The sequence below is a fragment of the Croceibacterium xixiisoli genome (assembly GCF_009827305.1).
GTDB lineage: Bacteria > Pseudomonadota > Alphaproteobacteria > Sphingomonadales > Sphingomonadaceae > Croceibacterium_C > Croceibacterium_C xixiisoli.
Window position 1 is genome coordinate 48,705 of the sequence record NZ_WTYJ01000004.1, and the last position, 15,362, is coordinate 64,066.

Below are 15,362 nucleotides of genomic sequence, written 5' to 3' on the forward strand. Positions count from 1 at the left end.
AACCCTCGCCATTTTGAAAGGAAAGTAAATTGGCAGCCAAGAACAACGCGCTGAGCAAGCCGGTCACCGTATCGAGCGAGCTGGAAAACGTGATCGGCAAGGGCCCGCTGACGCGCGCTGAAGTGACTTCGAAGGTGTGGGAATACATCAAGGCCAACAGCCTGCAGGACGCCAAGGACAAGCGCCAGATCAATCCCGATGCCAAGCTGGGCGCCGTCATCGGCACCGAACAGATTTCGATGTTCAAGATGACCGCTGCGGTCTCCAAGCATCTGAGCTGATTGCTGCGGCCATTGGGCCGTGGTTGAGAAAAAGGGGCGGGGTGGCACGGGCCATCCCGCCCTTTTTCGTGCCTGCCGTCCATGTGATGGCTTCATATATGCGATGAATTCGCAATTGCGGAGAATGCACTTGTCCGCAGGCTGGCCCGCGTGCCATCATCCCGGCCAAAGCAAACACAGGCCCGGCGCACCGGGCGCATCGAGAGGACCGGCCCGACCATGGCAACAATCGTTGGCGGCATCGCCACTTCGCACACGCCCACCATCGCCTTCGCCAAGGATGCGAAGAAATTCGATGATCCGGTGTGGAAGCCGATCTTCGAAGGCTATGAGCCGGTGCAGGAATGGTTTCGCGACAAGAAGCCGGACGTGCTCGTCTATATCTACAACGATCACATGACGTCGTTCTTCGATCACTACAGCCATTTCGCGCTGGGTGTGGGCGAACGCTTCGCGGCGGCGGATGAAGGCGGCGGCCCGCGCGATATTCCCGCGATCATGGGCGATCCCAAATTCGCCGAACATGTCGCCCGGGTCATGGTCGCCGATGAATTCGACCTGTCCTATTTCCAGGGCAAGGGGCTCGATCACGGCGCCTTCTCGCCGCTGTCGGTCATGGTCGATCATGATGCGGAAAACGGCTGGGCGGTCAAACTGCTGCCGATCGTGTGCGGGGTGCTGACCGTGCCGCTGCCCTCCGCGCGGCGGTTCTACAAATTCGGCAAATCGCTGCGCCGCGCGATCCAGTCCTATCCCGAAGATATCAAAGTGGCGATCGCCGGCACCGGCGGCCTGTCGCATCAGGTCCATGGCGAAGGCTGCGGCTTCAACAATCCGCAGTGGGACCATGAATTCATGGACATCCTGGAAAAGGATCCCGAATCGCTGCTCGACTACCCGATCGCCAAGCTGGCCGAACTCGGCGGCTGGGAAGGGGCAGAGGTCGTGATGTGGCTGATGATGCGGGGCGCCCTGTCGGAAGAGGTTGAGGTTACGCATAAGACCTATTTCCTCCCGTCCATGTGCCCGATCGCGACCATGATCCTGAATGACAAGGGCGATGCCACCCCGCCGGCGGAAAGCGACGCCGCCCTGCGTGATCGCGCTGACTGGGATTACAAGGGCACGGAAAACATGCCCGGCACCTATCCCTTCACCATCGAACGTTCGGTCAAGGGCTTCCGCCTCAACCACTTCCTCCATTCGCTGACCCAGCCCGATATCCGCCGCAAATTCCGGGAGGATGAAGACGGCACCATGGTGGAAGCCGGGCTGAGCGACGAAGAGCGCCGCCTGGTGCGTGAACGCGACTGGATTGGCATGATCCACCACGGCGTGATCTTCTTCATGCTGGAAAAGCTCGGCGCGGTCACCGGCATCGGCAATATCGACATCTATGCCTCGATGAAGGGGCTCAGCGTCCCCGATTTCCAGAAAACCCGCAACGCCGCGATCAATTACGGCGTCGCCGGCAAGGAAGACTGACGATGCGCCTCCGCCGCTTCGGATCATGTTTGCAGGGCAGGGGGCCGGCATGGTGATCCGGACCGGCATCGGTGGCTGGAGCTATGACGGCTGGCGCGGCGGGGTCTTCTACCCGGAAGGCCTCGCCCAGCGGCGCGAACTCGAACACGCCTCCACCCATGTCGGCGCAATCGAGATCAACGCCACTTTCTATGGCCGGCAGAAACCGGAAAGCTTCCGCAAATGGCGTGCGGAAACGCCCGACGGCTTCGTTTTCGCGCTCAAGGGCTCCCGCTTCGTCACCAACCGCAAGCAATTGGCGGAAGGCGGGGAGGGTATTCGCAACTTCCTCGATCAGGGTCTGGTCGAACTGGGTGACAAGCTCGGCCCGATCTGCTGGCAACTGGCGAGCACCAAGCGTTTCGATGCCGAGGATATCGGCGCCTTCTTCGCCCTGCTGCCCGCCACGCAGGACGGCCTGCCGCTGCGCCACGCGGTCGAGGTCGGGCACGAAAGCTTTGCCTGCGCCGAATTCGTCGATCTCGCCCGGCAGGCGGGCGTGGCGATCGTCTGGTCGGAAGACCCTGATCGCGTGCCGATCGCCGATCGCACCGCCGATTTCGCCTATCTGCGGATGCAGAAAATGGCTTCCGATTGTCCGACCGGCTATTCCGCCACGGAACTCACCCGCATCGCCAATCTCTGCCGCGCCTGGCACGCCGGCGAAGCACCCGCCGATCTCCCCTATCGCGGCGATCCGGCCGAAAGTGCAGGCCGGCCCGGCGATGTCTTCGCCTTCCTGATCAACGGCGCCAAGGAGCGCGCCCCCGCCGCCGCCATGGCCCTGGCGAAGCTTCTCAAGTAATAGGGCCGCTCCAGCGCAAGAGTGTGTGCAGAAATCGAACCGCACGTGGAAGCAAAGGTCGATCAAGGAAAACAACCCGGATTGACACCACCTCGTGACTGATCTGGTTTTTGAACCATTGCGCTGACTGGATTCCCGCCTCCGCGGGAATGACCAAGGTAGGTTGTTGTTCTAATTCGTCATTCCCGCGAAGGCGGGAATCCAGCAACAACCTCACAACCCGGCAGGGCAGCTCAGAATATCGATCACATTGCCGGTCACTGCCAAACCAAGATAAGCTGGCGCTCGTCTTGCAAATGGGCAAATGCGTCGTTGGCCTCGCCCCTCGGCTGGCCACCATCTTCCCGAAACCGGAGCCTGCAATGTCCTCGGCTGACAGCCCGTCAACACGCCTGGCCACGCGCCTGTCCTTTCTCGTCGCCGGCTTCGGCATCGCCTGCTGGGCGCCGATGGTCCCCTATGCCCGTGATCGGCTCGGCGTGGACGAAGCCGTGCTGGGCGGTTTGCTGCTGTGCCTGGGAACAGGTTCGGTGCTGGCCATGCTGGCGACCGGTGCCTTGAGCAGCCGCTATGGCACCCGCCCGGTCATTCTGGCTGGCGGCATTGCCCTTGCCGTAATCCTGCCCTTTCTCGCCATCGCCCCGACCACCATCACGCTCGGCCTGGCCCTGCTGGTGTTCGGCGCTGCGCTCGGCTCGCTCGATGTGGCGATGAACATCCATGCCGTGGATGTCGAACGCGATGCCGCGCGCCCGCTCATGTCCGGCTTCCACGCGCTGTTCAGCATTGGGGGCTTTACCGGTGCCGCGATGATGACGCTGCTGCTGTCGCTTGGCGTCGGCCCGCTTGCCAGCGGCATGATCGGGTCGCTGCTGATGATGCTGGCCCTGATCCTCGCGGCCCCGCGGCTTCTGCGTACCCGTTCCGCCGATGATGCGCCGCATTTCGCCGTTCCGCGCGGCATCGTGCTGTTGCTGGCCGGTCTGGCCGCCATCACCTTCCTGGCCGAAGGAGCGCTGCTGGACTGGAGCGCGCTGTTGATCACCGATGCCGGCCTGGTGGCGGTGAAGCATGGGGGGCTTGGCTACATGCTGTTTGCCATTGCGATGACGCTGGGGCGGCTGACCGGGGACAGGCTGACCGCACAGATCGGGGATCGGGCAGCGCTGTTCTGGGGTGGCATCGTGGCCGTGTTCGGTTTTGCGGTGCTGCTGCTTGCGCCGATGGCCAGTGTGGCAATGGCCGGGTTCGTGCTGATCGGCCTGGGTGCTGCCAACATCGTGCCGGTGCTGTTCCGTCAGGCGGCCAATCAGACGATCATGCCCCCGGGTCTGGCCGTGGCAGCCATAACCACGACCGGCTATGCGGGCATCCTGCTTGGCCCTGCCGCGATCGGGCTGGTTTCCAGCTATGCTGGGCTAACGCTGTCGTTCTGGATGCTGGCTGGCTTGCTGTGTTTGGTGCCGCTAACTGCAGGCTTGGCCGTCTCCCGCAGATGACCTCTGCGACCGGCTCGTCCTGTCACTTGGAGGATAGCGCTGCGGCGGCGCGTTGCTGGGCCTTGGATAGGGCGGGAATGATGTGCTCCACAACGAAACAGGGCCGGCAATGCCGACCCCGTCCGAAAATCAATTGCCGGTGTTGTTCACCCGCGGCGGGGTTCCAGCCGCTTCGTCGGTCACTGGCTCCGGCGCGCTCGTTGTCGGATCGGCCATCATGCCGCCGCCGCTGGTTTCCACTTCGCTGACCGGGCCTTTCACATCATCATTCGTGGTTGCCGCGCTGAAAATCCAGATGGCGGACAGCAGGGCGATGGCGGCGAAGAGGCCGATGCCCAAAACCCAGCGGACGACATTGGGTGTCGATCCCGCGCGCGCCTGGTCGGTTTCCCGATGTACGGTGTGTGAGCTGTCTTCCATTGCACCCTCGTTTCACCGCCGATGATGGCGGTCCGGCTTATTTACGGCTGGCGCGGGCGATGGTTCCGATAGGGGCAGATACGCAAACGGGGCCCCGATCCTGTCGGGGCCCCGTTGCTGTTCGGTCGATCGGCGGGCCTCACACCCGCCGTCGATGGAAAATCAGTCGCGCAGCAATTCGTTGATCCCGGTCTTGGAGCGGGTCTGCGCGTCCACGGTCTTGACGATCACCGCGCAATAGAGCGACGGGCCGGGCGTGCCATCGGGCAGCGGCTTGCCGGGCAGCGATCCGGGAACGACCACCGAATAGGGCGGCACCACGCCGATATGCACTTCGCCCGTGGCGCGATCGACGATCTTGGTCGATGCCCCCAGATACACACCCATGGACAGCACTGCGCCCTGGCCCACGCGCACGCCTTCGGCCACTTCCGAACGCGCACCGATGAAGGCGCCGTCTTCAATCACGACCGGGCCGGCCTGCAGCGGTTCCAGCACGCCGCCGATACCGGCGCCGCCCGAAATATGCACATTCTTGCCGATCTGGGCGCAGGAACCGACCGTGGCCCAAGTGTCGACCATCGTGCCTTCATCGACGAAGGCGCCGATGTTGACGAAGCTGGGCATCAGCACCACGCCCTTGCCGATGAAGCTGCCCTGGCGTGCCACGGCGCCCGGCACCACGCGGAAACCGGCGGCGCGGAAACGGGCATCGTCCCAGCCGGCAAACTTGCTCGGCACCTTGTCGAATGCCGGCGCGCCGGCAGCACCACCAGGGATCACTTCATTGTCATTCAGGCGGAAAGACAGCAGCACAGCCTTCTTCAGCCACTGGTTCACCTGCCAGCCGCCGTTGCCGTCAGGCTGGGCCACACGCGCTTCGCCGCTGTCGAGCAGCTTGAGCGCGGCTTCCACGGCGGTGCGGACATCGGCGCTGGCGGGGGTGACGTCGGCGCGGGCTTCCCATGCTTGTTCGATGGCGGTTTCAAGATCGGCGGACATGCTTTCTCCCCGGAAAATCTGGTCAATATCGTGTCGTGGCCGGGCGCTAGCCCGCAGGCAGGACGGGGGCAAGCCCGACCTGCGCTCGCTTTGGCTCAGCGCATCAGTTCGCGCGTGAAATCCACCAGTCCGGTCTGCCGCGCCCGGCGCAGCCGCTCGGCCGCCAGAATGGTCTTCACCCGCGTGAAACACTGTTCCATGTCGTCATTGATGGCGACATAATCATAACTGTCCCAATGGCTTATCTCAGCCTGCGCGCGCGCCATGCGCCCGGCGATCACCTCGGCGCTGTCGGTCCCGCGTCCACGCAACCGGCGGTCGAGCTCTGCAATGCTGGGCGGCAGCAGGAATACCCGCACCACGTCCGTTTCCATCCGCTGGTGCAATTGCTGCGTCCCCTGCCAATCGACATCGAACAGGAAATCGCGCCCTTCCTTCAACCCCGCCTTGATGTAGGATTTGGGCGTTCCATACAGATTGCCAAACACCTCGGCCCATTCCAGGAATTCGCCGGCTTCCACCATGGCTTCGAATTTGGCGCGGTCGGTGAAGAAATAATCGCGCCCTTCCACCTCTCCCGGGCGCATCGGCCTTGTGGTCACCGATACCGACAGCGCGATATCCGCATCTTCGGCCAGCAACCGGCGGGCGATGGTGGTCTTGCCGGTTCCCGATGGGGATGACAGCACGAACATCAGCCCACGGCGGCGCAATGTGCCGGCTGACAGCGTGGGTGCGGGGGTGTTGGGTTCGATTCCAGACATGTGCGCTGTTGGCGCAGGCAGGCGGCAAAATGCAAGCTTTGCGGCGGTCAATCCGTTTCCGCCGTGTCCTTTTTGTGGCCCAGGCGGGCCATCTTCGCCAGCTTGGCATCGCCCTTGCGCAGCTCGCGGCGGGCACGTCCGCGCTCATAGGCGGCTTTCAGGAACAGCGCGCCGGTTACCGCCACCATCCCGGGGATCGACCCCGTCGCCACCCGCGCCACAGTCGTCGCGATCACCGTCTGGCCCAGCGTGCGGCCCTTGATGATGTCTTCAGCGATGGAGGGCTCATAGCGGGAACGCAGCAATCCGCGTTCCATGCCCCGCCGCATCAGCATGGATGCGCCGCGCATGGCCACAGTAGCAATCAGCAGATTGGTGGCCGGATTGGGGCTCAGGCCCGGTACGCCGCCTTTGCCTGCGCGGGGATTGCCCAGCGCTGCTTTCAGCCTTGCGCGCTTCTTGCCAGCCATGACGCCCCTCTCGGTAATGATCCGGCTGTGATGTCCGGGGCCGCCCCTGTTGCGGGCACCCGGCGCATATCCGGATTACTTCTTGCGGCCGAAATCCACGGTCACGACATTGGATCCATCGTCGCTGGTCACGGCCGGTGCCGAGCTCGCTTCGTCGCCAGGCCGGTCGTTTTCGGCGTCGTCATGCTCGGTCGGCTCGATATCGGCCACCGCTGCCTGGAACTGCAGCCCGAATTCCACCGCCGGATCGACAAAGGCCGTGATCGCGCTGAACGGGATATCCAGCTTGGCCGGAATCTGGTTGAACGTCAGGCCGACGCTGAAACCGAAATCGCTGACCGACAGATCCCAGAACTTGTTCTGCAACACGATGGTCATCTCGTCGGGGAACCGTTCGCGCAAATTGCGCGGGATCGATACCCCCGGGGCGCCGGTCTTGAAGGTGATGTAGAAGTGATGCGCACCGGGCAGCGTGCCGCCCTGATGTTCCACTTCACGCAAAACGCGGCCGACCACGGCGCGCAGGGCTTCCTGTACGATCTCGTCGTAGGGGATCAGGCTTTCGGGCGTGTTCTCGCTCATGCTGGAACTTAGGTGCCGACAGCTTGGCGCGGGGTCAAGCGGGAAAGCTTGCGCCAGCGCAACTCCGGCGTATAGCGCCCCAGCATGCGCACAGGTCGGATTGCTCGAAAAACCGCTGAAACCGATATTCTGGTCGAGATCGATCTCGACGGGACCGGTAAGTATGACATCGCCACGGGGATCGGCTTCCTCGATCACATGATCGAACAGTTCAGCCGCCACTCGCTGATCGACGTCACCTTGAAGGTGAACGGCGATCTGCATGTCGATCAGCATCATACCACAGAGGATTCGGGCATCGCGCTGGGGCAGGCGATTTCGCAGGCGCTCGGCACCAAGGCCGGGATCAGCCGCTATGGCCTGGCCTATTCGCCGATGGATGAAACGCTGGCCCGCGTGGCGCTCGATATCTCGGGCCGCCCCTGGCTGGTGTGGAAGGCCCGCTTCACCCAGGAAAAGCTGGGCGAATTCGATACCGAACTGGTCGAACACTGGTTCCATTCGGTGGCGCAGGCGGCCGGTATCACGCTGCATATCCAGCAGCTTTATGGCCAGAACAACCACCATATCTGCGAAGCGATCTTCAAGGGTTTTGCCCGCGCTATGCGCGAAGCGGTCGAACTCGATCCGCGCAAGGGCGGGGCAATCCCGTCGACCAAGGGGCAGCTCGGTGGCTGAAGCGATTGCCCTGATCGACTATGGCGCCGGCAATCTGCATTCGGTTCACAATGCGCTGATGGCCGCCGGGGCCGAACGGGTGGTCGTCACCGCCGATCCCGCGCTGGTGCGCGGCGCCCGGCGGATCGTGCTGCCCGGAGTGGGATCGTTCCGCAGCTGCGCCGAAGGGCTGCGGGCCATGCCCGGCCTGGTCGAGGCGCTGGAACAGCGCGTGCTGGACGACGGCGTGCCCTTCATCGGCATTTGCGTGGGCATGCAATTGCTCGCCACGCGCGGCCACGAACATGCCGTCACCGAAGGGCTTGGCTGGATAGAGGGCGATGTGCGGCTGATCGAACGCACCGATCCGGCGATCAAGGTGCCGCATATGGGCTGGAATGATGTCGCGCCCACGCCCCATCCCGATGGCGCCGCGCTGATCGAACCGGGCGAGGCCTATTTCCTCCATTCCTATCACTTTGCGCCCGTCAACGGCAGCGATGTGGCGGCAATGACCGATCACGGTGGCGGGCTCGTGGCCGCCGTGGCGCGTGACAATATTCTGGGCGTGCAGTTCCATCCGGAAAAGAGCCAGCGTTATGGCCTGGATCTGCTGGCCCGTTTTCTGGAGTGGAATCCGTGATTGTATTTCCCGCCATCGATCTGAAAAATGGCCAGGTCGTGCGTCTGGCCGAAGGGGATATGGATCGCGCCACCGTTTATGGCGATGATCCGGCGGCACAGGCGCTGGCCTTCGCCGACGCCGGGGCGCAGCATCTGCATGTGGTCGATCTCGACGGCGCCTTCGCCGGGGAAAGCCGCAATCGCGAAGCCGTCGAACGCATCATCGAAGCCTTTCCCGGCCATGTGCAGCTGGGCGGCGGCATCCGCACGCCCGCTTCTGTGGAGGGATGGTTCAAACTGGGCGTGGCCCGCGTGGTGATCGGCACCGCCGCGCTCAAGGATCCCGAATTCGTCCGCGACATGGCGCGCGAATGGGAAAACGGCATCGTCGTCGCGGTTGACGCGCGCGACGGCATGGTCGCCACCGAAGGCTGGGCCGAAGTTTCCGACGTTTCGATGGTCGACATGGCCGCTCGCTTCGAAGACGCCGGCGTTGCCAGCCTGCTCTACACCGATATCGGCCGCGACGGCCTGCTCAAGGGCTGCAATGTCGATGCCACGGTCGAACTGGCGCGGCGCACCCGCCTGCCGGTGATCGCCAGCGGCGGGGTCAAGGGGCTGGATGATATCCGCCTGCTCGCGATCCATGCTCATGACGGCATCGAAGGCGTGATCACCGGTCGCGCGCTTTATGACGGGCGGCTCGATCTGGCGGCGGCCCTGCAGATGGCGGCGAAGGCGTAATGACTGTCCGCGTCCGCGTGATCCCCTGCCTCGATGTGGCCGATGGCCGCGTGGTGAAGGGCGTGAACTTCGTCGATCTGCGCGATGCCGGTGATCCGGTGGAACAGGCGCGGGCCTATGATCTGGCCGGTGCGGACGAACTCTGCTTCCTCGATATTTCCGCCAGCCACGAAGGGCGGGGCACGCTGCTCGATATCGTGCGCCGCACGGCGGAGGTCTGCTTCATGCCGCTGACCGTCGGCGGCGGCGTGCGCACGGTCGAAGATGCCCGGGCCCTGCTGCTGGCCGGTGCAGACAAGGTGGCGGTCAACAGCGCCGCCGTTTCCCGCCCTGAAGTGGTGACCGACATTGCCGAACGCATGGGCAGCCAGTGCATCGTTACCTCGGTCGATGCGCGGCGGGTGGCTGATGGCCGCTGGGAAATCTTCACCCACGGCGGGCGCCGCGCGACCGGGATCGATGCGCTCGAGCATGCGGTGCGGCTGGCGCAATATGGCGCGGGCGAACTGCTGGTCACCTCCATGGATGGCGATGGCACGAAGCAGGGCTATGATCTGGAACTGACCCGCGCGATTGCCGATGCGGTCTCCGTGCCTGTCATTGCCAGCGGTGGGGTCGGCAATCTGCAGCATCTCGTCGATGGCGTGGTGGAAGGCCATGCCAGTGCCGTTCTGGCGGCGTCGATCTTCCACTTCGGCACCCATTCGATTGCAGAGGCGCACGCCGCCCTGCGCGCCGCAGGATTGCCGGCCCGGGGATAATCTTGCGGTAAGCACTCCGCAGTATTCTGTCCCCCTCTGGCACGTTTACAATGTTGCAGTTGCGAACAGCAATGGGGCGAAAGACAGGCATGATCATGCGCATTCTCCTGGCCCTGACAATGATTCTGGTAGCGGTCCCTGCTGCGGCTCAGGCCGGTTCGCAGGTTCCCGAGGGATCGAATCTGATGCTGTTCGGCCTGGGTCTGCTCGGCGTGATCGTCGGACGCCGCGCCTCCATGCGCAAGAATCGCAAGGACGACTGATCCTTTCCGGCTGCGACCTGTGTTTTCAGCCCCTTCGACGCAGATTCTCGTCTGATGGGCCGGGTATGCGCCGGTTTGCTTGACGGCGCCCGCGCCTCTGCGCCATTCCGGCCCCATGGATACGCTTTCCCGTCTCGAACAGACCATTGCCACGCGCCGCGCGGCTGATCCCGAAACCAGCTATGTCGCGCGCCTCTCCGCACGCGGCCTGCCCAAGATGGCGCAGAAACTGGGTGAAGAAGGGGTCGAAACCGTCATCGCCGCGCTTTCGGGCGACAAGGCGGAACTCGTGGGGGAGGCAGCGGATCTGCTGTTCCACCTGCTGATCCTGCTGGGCGCAAAGGACGTGGCTCTGATCGATGTGCTGCAGGAACTCGACCGGCGGGAGGGTACCTCTGGCCTGGTCGAAAAAGCATCGCGAACCCAATAACATCAAAAAGGAGCGAGAGATGCCGATCGACGCGACCCAACCTTACGACAGCGGCAATATCTTCGCGAAGATCCTGCGGGGGGAAATTCCCTCCAACAAGGTCTATGAAGATGACTTCGCGCTCGCCTTCCACGACATCGCGCCGCAGGCGCCGGTGCATATTCTTGTGATCCCCAAGGGCGCCTATGTCGCCTGGGATGATTTTTCCGCCCGTGCCCCGGCAGAGGAAATCGCCGGCTTCGTCCGCGCCGTGGGCCATGTCGCGCGTGAACACGGGCTGGTCGAACCCGGCTATCGTCTGCTGGCCAATCTGGGCGGCGATGGCGGGCAGGAAGTACCGCATCTGCATGTGCATCTGTTCGCCGGCCGGCCGCTCGGGCGGATGATCGGCGGGTAGGCGGGATGTGAACGCCTGGGCGCCGGATTTTCGGCAGATTTCCTGCCGATGGCGCAAACTGTCCCCTTGCTCATGCTTGGTTAACAAATGAACCCGCACCCACAGCCCGCATCCGGCGAACTGGCCGGTTCTCGCCATTTCTTCCCCCTGCGGGTCTATTACGAGGATACGGACCTGTCGGGCATCGTCTATCATGCCAATTATCTGCGCTGGTTCGAACGCGCCCGTTCGGACCTTTTGCGGCTGCTCGGCATTGATCAGCGGACTGCGGCGGAAACCGGCATCGGGACCTATGCCGTGGCGGATATGGCGATCAAGTTTGCGGCTCCCGCAAAACTGGATGATGATATAGTGATTGTCAGCCGTGCGCTCGGGCTGGGGGCAGCCAGCGTGCGATTGTTGCAACAGGCGTTCCGGGGGGAACGGATGCTCGCCGAAGCCATTGTGCGCGTCGGCTTCGTCGCGCCCGATGGGCGGCCCCGGCGCCAGCCTGCCGAATGGCAGGCTGCCTTCCGGCAATTGCAACCGTCTGCCCTCGCTGAACCGACCGTCGCGACTGCGGCCAGTGTTGAACCGACTATTGTGAAAGACAACGAATGACGCTGTTCGAAATTCTGGCTGTGGCCGCACCGGTGGCAGAGGCGCCGAGCCGTCTGGATCCCGTGAAGCTGTTCCTCGATGCCAGCATCGTCGTGCAGCTGGTGATGATCGGCCTGATCCTCGCCAGCATCTGGACCTGGACGATCATCGTCTCCTTCTCGATCAAGATGGCCGGCGTCGCCCGTGGCAACGCGGGTTTTGAAAAGGAATTCTGGGAAGCGGATGAGCCGGAACGGCTGATCGGCAATCGCGGCCGGCCGGACAACCCCTCCGCCCGCGTGGCTGCTGCCGGCCTCACCGAACTGCGCCGCTCGGCCAAGAATGGCGTGCGCGATCGCGACGGCACGCGCCAACGTCTGGCGCTGGCCATGGAAGGCCAGGTCGCGGTGGAGGCCGATACGCTCGCCAACCGCCTCAACTTCCTCGCCACCACCGGCTCGGTCGCGCCGTTCGTGGGCCTGTTCGGCACCGTCTGGGGCATCATGGAAAGCTTCTTCCAGATCGGCGTGCAGCAGAATTCCTCGCTCGCTGTGGTGGCGCCGGGTATTTCAGAGGCGCTGTTCGCCACCGCAATCGGCCTGTTCGCGGCTATTCCGGCGGTGATCGCCTACAACCGCTTCAGCCATCGGGTGAACGGCTTCGAGGCCAAGCTGCAGCGCTTCGCGGACCGCGTTCATGCGCAGATCAGCCGTGAGCTGGAGCGCGGCTGATGGGCATGGGTGTCCATTCCGCATCCCGGCGGGGGCGAGGCGGTGTTCGCCGCACGCCGATGGCAGAAATCAACGTCACCCCGCTGGTGGACGTCATGCTGGTGCTGCTGATCATCTTCATGGTCACCGCACCGCTGATGACGGCGGCCGTGCCGGTCGATCTGCCTGACAGCCGCGCCAGCGCGATGAGCGAGGAACAGGAACAGTTCAATGTCTCGGTCGATCGCGGGGGCGCGATCTATGTCGGGGAGGACCTGATTCCCGACGGCGGATTTGCCGCTGCGGCAGAGGGGCTGGGATGCAGTAGTGCCGATTCGCCGCTGGTCACGCTGCGTGCAGACCGCGCGCTCGATTACGGCAGAGTGGTTGCTGTAATGGGTGAACTGAACCGCGCAGGGTGCAATCGCATCTCCTTGGTCACGAACGGTTCAGACAAGGCCCCATAGCCCGTGGTTTCGATGACAGAGCAAGCCACCCTTTCCCGCGACGAATATGTCGGCCTTGGCATAGCCACGGTCGCGCATGTCGCGCTGGTTGCGTGGTTTCTGCTGCATGACCAGTCGCCGCCGCGCCCGCTGCCCATTCCCGAACGGATGGAGGTAAGCTTGGCGGGTGAGGTATCGCTGACCTCGACCTCGCCCGATCCGGCCCCGGCGCAGGCTTCGGTCGCACCGGTGCTCTCGGCTGATCCGGCGCCTGAGGTGGAACCCGATCCCGCCCCGCCGCAACCGGTGCGCGACACGCAACCGCGCGCCACGCCGCCACCCCCGCCGCCGCGCCCCACGGCCCGGCCGACCCCGACGCCCACGCCGCGCGCCACCACGCGGCCCAGGCCGACGCCAACCCCGCGCGCGACATCCCGGCCTTCGCCGACGCCGACCGCACGCGCTTCCGCACGGCCGACGCCGACGCCGCGCGCCACGGCCCGGCCCACCGGTCGCCCGACCACGCGCCCCACGCCAGCCCCCACCGCCACCCGTGGCGGCGGCAGCCGCGTGGGCGCCGATTTCCTCGAAGGGGCGGGCAGCAGCCAGCCCAATTCCAACCGGGGCACGCCAGCGGCGGCCGCCGGCCCCGCCGTCCGTGCCTCGATCCAGTCCGCCATGGCGCGGCAGATCAAGCCGCACTGGGCCGCGCCGCAGGGCGTGGATGTCGAATTGCTGGTCACCAATGTCAGCTGGGATCTCAATCCCGACGGCTCGCTCAAGGGCGTGCCACGGATCGTCAGCCAGACCGGTGTGAATGATTCCAACCGTCCGCAGGCAAAGCTGCATCAGGAACGCGCCATTCGCGCGATCCAGCTGGCCGCGCCCTTCAACCTGCCGGCGGAATATTATGACGTCTGGAAAAGCCCTCGCAACGTGCGCTTCGACAGGAATTTCTGATGCTTAAATCGCTGTTGTTTTCTGTTTCCATCCTGATAGCCGTGCCCGCGATGGCGCAGGGTGCCGTGGCGCCCCCGGCCATCGTAGTCCCGCCGACCGCCCCGGCAGAGGATGAAGGCTTCACCTTCACCGTCACGGACGACAATGCCTGGGAAGATCTCGGCATCGCCATCCCGGCTTTCGCCACCAACAGCGATCAGCCGACCCCGGCGAATTCCTCGGGCACCGCGGCGCTCGGTTTCGAACTTTCGCGCGTGGTCTACAATGATCTGCGCAACAACGGCCTGTTCCGCCCGGTCGGCCCTGACGCCCTGCCACGCCCGAACTACGCCCAGATCACCGCGCCTGCGTTTGACACCTGGCGCGGCCGGTCGGCCGAAATGCTGGTCCATGGCTATGTCCGCGCCAATGGTGACGGCAAGCTGACGGTTGGCTGCTATCTGTATGACGTTGTGCTGCAGAGCGAACTGGTGCGGGAAGGCTGGGTGGTGAACCCGTCCGAATGGCGCCGCGCCGCGCACAAATGCGCCGATCTGGTCTATTCGCGCCTGTCGGGCGAAAGCCCGTTCTTCGACAGCCGTATCGCCTATATCGCGGAAACCGGGCCGAAGGATAACCGCGTGAAGCGGCTGGCGATCATGGATTCCGATGGTGCCAACCACCGCTTCATCACGAATGGCCAGGCCATGGCGCTGACCCCGCGCTATTCGCCCGACTATTCGAAGATCGTCTATCTCAGCTACGTCAACGGCAATCCGCACATCTATGTCTATGATGTCGGCAGCGGTCAGCAGACGTTGATCACCAAGAACGAAGGCCCGACCTTCGCGCCGCGCTGGTCGCCCGATGGCCGTTATATCCTCTATTCGATGGCGCTGGCCGGCAATACGGACATCTACCGCGTGCCGGCCACCGGCGGCAACAGCGTGAAGCTGACCGACAGCCCCGGGCTTGACGTGGGTGGATCCTATTCGCCCGATGGCACGCAGATCGTGTTCGAAAGCGACCGTTCGGGCAGCCAGCAGATCTACGTCATGAATGCCGATGGCTCCAACCAGCGCCGGATCAGTTTCTTCGGGGGCCGTGCGGCAACCCCGGAATGGAGCCCGCGCGGCGATCAGATCGCCTTTACCCATATTGCCGGCAATCTGCGCATTGCGGTGATGAGCCCGGGCGGTGGCGGCATGCGCCATCTGACCGACAGCTGGCAGGATGAAGCGCCAACCTGGGCACCGAATGGCCGGATCGTCCAGTTCTTCCGCACCACGCGTGGTTCGGGCGAAGGTTCGCTGTGGCAGGTTGATCTGACCGGTCGCAACGAACGCAAACTCAATACCCCCGTCGGCGCATCCGACCCCTCCTGGGGCCCGGTTCTGCCGTAATCTTTTCGTATGATTTCCGCCCGGCCGCTGGGGGGCAGCGGTTCGGGTACAGTTTGAGCAAC

Annotated in this window: 21 protein-coding genes; 16 read left to right on the top strand and 5 right to left on the bottom strand. The window is 64.2% G+C overall.

The genetic code is table 11. The annotated features are described in order from the left end of the window. Positions 1 to 29 precede the first annotated feature (29 nt). From GRI97_RS16185 to GRI97_RS16200, 4 genes are all read left to right on the top strand, one after another. Positions 30 to 281 carry an SWIB/MDM2 domain-containing protein gene (locus GRI97_RS16185; protein ID WP_161392268.1) on the top strand — a complete coding sequence of 84 codons (252 nt, stop codon included), beginning with the start codon at positions 30 to 32 and terminating at the stop codon, positions 279 to 281. 219 nt (positions 282 to 500) lie between these two features. Next, a complete protein-coding gene (locus GRI97_RS16190) occupies positions 501 to 1,766 on the top strand; it encodes a gallate dioxygenase (protein WP_161392269.1) in 1,266 nt (421 codons plus the stop codon). Positions 1,767 to 1,815: 49 nt separating this feature from the next. After that, positions 1,816 to 2,610 carry a DUF72 domain-containing protein gene (locus tag GRI97_RS16195; RefSeq protein WP_161392270.1) on the top strand — a complete coding sequence of 265 codons (795 nt, stop codon included), beginning with the start codon at positions 1,816 to 1,818 and terminating at the stop codon, positions 2,608 to 2,610. Positions 2,611 to 2,972: 362 nt separating this feature from the next. Then, entirely contained in the window at positions 2,973 to 4,109 is a 1,137-nt protein-coding gene (locus tag GRI97_RS16200; protein ID WP_161392271.1) for an MFS transporter, read from the top strand. A gap of 129 nt (positions 4,110 to 4,238) precedes the next feature. Here GRI97_RS16200 and GRI97_RS18470 read toward each other — a convergent pair whose 3' ends face one another. The 5 genes from GRI97_RS18470 to GRI97_RS16220 all read right to left on the bottom strand — a co-directional run bounded on the left by GRI97_RS18470 (position 4,239) and on the right by GRI97_RS16220 (position 7,347). After that, positions 4,239 to 4,529 (bottom strand): hypothetical protein, encoded by a 291-nt coding sequence (locus tag GRI97_RS18470; RefSeq protein ID WP_202392817.1) that lies wholly within the window; start codon positions 4,527 to 4,529, stop codon positions 4,239 to 4,241. 162 nt (positions 4,530 to 4,691) lie between these two features. After that, on the bottom strand, positions 4,692 to 5,531 hold the full coding sequence (gene dapD / locus GRI97_RS16205; RefSeq protein ID WP_161392272.1) for a 2,3,4,5-tetrahydropyridine-2,6-dicarboxylate N-succinyltransferase: 840 nt from the start codon (positions 5,529 to 5,531) through the stop codon (positions 4,692 to 4,694). A 95-nt stretch (positions 5,532 to 5,626) separates the two neighbouring features. Continuing rightward, the gene (gene gmk / locus GRI97_RS16210) at positions 5,627 to 6,295 is read right to left on the bottom strand and encodes a guanylate kinase (RefSeq protein ID WP_235917908.1); all 669 of its coding nucleotides are present in this window, start codon (positions 6,293 to 6,295) and stop codon (positions 5,627 to 5,629) included. Positions 6,296 to 6,342: 47 nt separating this feature from the next. Next, positions 6,343 to 6,765 carry a hypothetical protein gene (locus GRI97_RS16215; protein WP_161392273.1) on the bottom strand — a complete coding sequence of 141 codons (423 nt, stop codon included), beginning with the start codon at positions 6,763 to 6,765 and terminating at the stop codon, positions 6,343 to 6,345. A gap of 75 nt (positions 6,766 to 6,840) precedes the next feature. Beyond that, positions 6,841 to 7,347 (bottom strand): SspB family protein, encoded by a 507-nt coding sequence (locus tag GRI97_RS16220; protein WP_161392274.1) that lies wholly within the window; start codon positions 7,345 to 7,347, stop codon positions 6,841 to 6,843. A gap of 84 nt (positions 7,348 to 7,431) precedes the next feature. Here GRI97_RS16220 and hisB point away from each other — a divergent pair, with 84 nt between their 5' ends. From hisB to tolB, 12 genes are all read left to right on the top strand, one after another. Continuing rightward, positions 7,432 to 8,025 (top strand): imidazoleglycerol-phosphate dehydratase HisB, encoded by a 594-nt coding sequence (gene hisB / locus GRI97_RS16225; protein ID WP_161392275.1) that lies wholly within the window; start codon positions 7,432 to 7,434, stop codon positions 8,023 to 8,025. After that, positions 8,018 to 8,647, top strand: coding sequence for an imidazole glycerol phosphate synthase subunit HisH (gene hisH, locus GRI97_RS16230; RefSeq protein ID WP_161392276.1), 630 nt, complete (start codon positions 8,018 to 8,020; stop codon positions 8,645 to 8,647). Before hisB ends, hisH begins: the two co-directional genes overlap by 8 nt. Then, complete coding sequence (hisA, locus tag GRI97_RS16235; protein WP_161392277.1) at positions 8,644 to 9,372, top strand: 1-(5-phosphoribosyl)-5-[(5-phosphoribosylamino)methylideneamino]imidazole-4-carboxamide isomerase; 729 nt, start codon at positions 8,644 to 8,646, stop codon at positions 9,370 to 9,372. Before hisH ends, hisA begins: the two co-directional genes overlap by 4 nt. Then, on the top strand, positions 9,372 to 10,133 hold the full coding sequence (gene hisF / locus GRI97_RS16240; protein ID WP_161392278.1) for an imidazole glycerol phosphate synthase subunit HisF: 762 nt from the start codon (positions 9,372 to 9,374) through the stop codon (positions 10,131 to 10,133). The genes hisA and hisF overlap by 1 nt, the downstream gene beginning before the upstream one ends. A gap of 89 nt (positions 10,134 to 10,222) precedes the next feature. Next, positions 10,223 to 10,396 (top strand): PEP-CTERM sorting domain-containing protein, encoded by a 174-nt coding sequence (locus GRI97_RS16245; protein ID WP_161392279.1) that lies wholly within the window; start codon positions 10,223 to 10,225, stop codon positions 10,394 to 10,396. A 115-nt stretch (positions 10,397 to 10,511) separates the two neighbouring features. Next, positions 10,512 to 10,826 carry a phosphoribosyl-ATP diphosphatase gene (locus tag GRI97_RS16250; protein ID WP_161392280.1) on the top strand — a complete coding sequence of 105 codons (315 nt, stop codon included), beginning with the start codon at positions 10,512 to 10,514 and terminating at the stop codon, positions 10,824 to 10,826. A 19-nt stretch (positions 10,827 to 10,845) separates the two neighbouring features. Next, on the top strand, positions 10,846 to 11,223 hold the full coding sequence (locus GRI97_RS16255; protein ID WP_161392281.1) for a histidine triad nucleotide-binding protein: 378 nt from the start codon (positions 10,846 to 10,848) through the stop codon (positions 11,221 to 11,223). Positions 11,224 to 11,310: 87 nt separating this feature from the next. After that, positions 11,311 to 11,823: a YbgC/FadM family acyl-CoA thioesterase gene (locus tag GRI97_RS16260; RefSeq protein WP_161392282.1), complete on the top strand. Its 513-nt coding sequence runs from the start codon at positions 11,311 to 11,313 to the stop codon at positions 11,821 to 11,823. After that, on the top strand, positions 11,820 to 12,533 hold the full coding sequence (tolQ, locus tag GRI97_RS16265) for a protein TolQ (protein ID WP_161392283.1): 714 nt from the start codon (positions 11,820 to 11,822) through the stop codon (positions 12,531 to 12,533). The genes GRI97_RS16260 and tolQ overlap by 4 nt, the downstream gene beginning before the upstream one ends. Beyond that, positions 12,533 to 12,979, top strand: coding sequence for an ExbD/TolR family protein (locus tag GRI97_RS16270; protein WP_202392819.1), 447 nt, complete (start codon positions 12,533 to 12,535; stop codon positions 12,977 to 12,979). The genes tolQ and GRI97_RS16270 overlap by 1 nt, the downstream gene beginning before the upstream one ends. 12 nt (positions 12,980 to 12,991) lie before the next feature. After that, entirely contained in the window at positions 12,992 to 13,918 is a 927-nt protein-coding gene (locus GRI97_RS16275) for an energy transducer TonB (protein WP_161392284.1), read from the top strand. Next, positions 13,918 to 15,300, top strand: coding sequence for a Tol-Pal system beta propeller repeat protein TolB (gene tolB / locus GRI97_RS16280; RefSeq protein ID WP_161392285.1), 1,383 nt, complete (start codon positions 13,918 to 13,920; stop codon positions 15,298 to 15,300). Before GRI97_RS16275 ends, tolB begins: the two co-directional genes overlap by 1 nt. Positions 15,301 to 15,362: the final 62 nt, after the last annotated feature.

Bases quoted from the DNA above. Each gene is read 5' to 3' on its own strand.
- GRI97_RS16190 (WP_161392269.1), top strand. From the start codon at position 501: ATGGCAACAATCGTTGGCGGCATCGCCACTTCGCACACGCCCACCATC.
- GRI97_RS16195 (WP_161392270.1), top strand. From the start codon at position 1,816: ATGGTGATCCGGACCGGCATCGGTGGCTGGAGCTATGACGGCTGGCGC.
- GRI97_RS16200 (WP_161392271.1), top strand. From the start codon at position 2,973: ATGTCCTCGGCTGACAGCCCGTCAACACGCCTGGCCACGCGCCTGTCC.
- GRI97_RS18470 (WP_202392817.1), bottom strand. From the start codon at position 4,529: ATGGAAGACAGCTCACACACCGTACATCGGGAAACCGACCAGGCGCGC.
- dapD (WP_161392272.1), bottom strand. From the start codon at position 5,531: ATGTCCGCCGATCTTGAAACCGCCATCGAACAAGCATGGGAAGCCCGC.
- gmk (WP_235917908.1), bottom strand. From the start codon at position 6,295: ATGTCTGGAATCGAACCCAACACCCCCGCACCCACGCTGTCAGCCGGC.
- GRI97_RS16215 (WP_161392273.1), bottom strand. From the start codon at position 6,765: ATGGCTGGCAAGAAGCGCGCAAGGCTGAAAGCAGCGCTGGGCAATCCC.
- GRI97_RS16220 (WP_161392274.1), bottom strand. From the start codon at position 7,347: ATGAGCGAGAACACGCCCGAAAGCCTGATCCCCTACGACGAGATCGTA.
- hisB (WP_161392275.1), top strand. From the start codon at position 7,432: ATGCGCACAGGTCGGATTGCTCGAAAAACCGCTGAAACCGATATTCTG.
- hisF (WP_161392278.1), top strand. From the start codon at position 9,372: ATGACTGTCCGCGTCCGCGTGATCCCCTGCCTCGATGTGGCCGATGGC.
- GRI97_RS16245 (WP_161392279.1), top strand. From the start codon at position 10,223: ATGATCATGCGCATTCTCCTGGCCCTGACAATGATTCTGGTAGCGGTC.
- GRI97_RS16250 (WP_161392280.1), top strand. From the start codon at position 10,512: ATGGATACGCTTTCCCGTCTCGAACAGACCATTGCCACGCGCCGCGCG.
- GRI97_RS16255 (WP_161392281.1), top strand. From the start codon at position 10,846: ATGCCGATCGACGCGACCCAACCTTACGACAGCGGCAATATCTTCGCG.
- GRI97_RS16260 (WP_161392282.1), top strand. From the start codon at position 11,311: ATGAACCCGCACCCACAGCCCGCATCCGGCGAACTGGCCGGTTCTCGC.
- tolQ (WP_161392283.1), top strand. From the start codon at position 11,820: ATGACGCTGTTCGAAATTCTGGCTGTGGCCGCACCGGTGGCAGAGGCG.
- GRI97_RS16270 (WP_202392819.1), top strand. From the start codon at position 12,533: ATGGGCATGGGTGTCCATTCCGCATCCCGGCGGGGGCGAGGCGGTGTT.
- GRI97_RS16275 (WP_161392284.1), top strand. From the start codon at position 12,992: ATGACAGAGCAAGCCACCCTTTCCCGCGACGAATATGTCGGCCTTGGC.
- tolB (WP_161392285.1), top strand. From the start codon at position 13,918: ATGCTTAAATCGCTGTTGTTTTCTGTTTCCATCCTGATAGCCGTGCCC.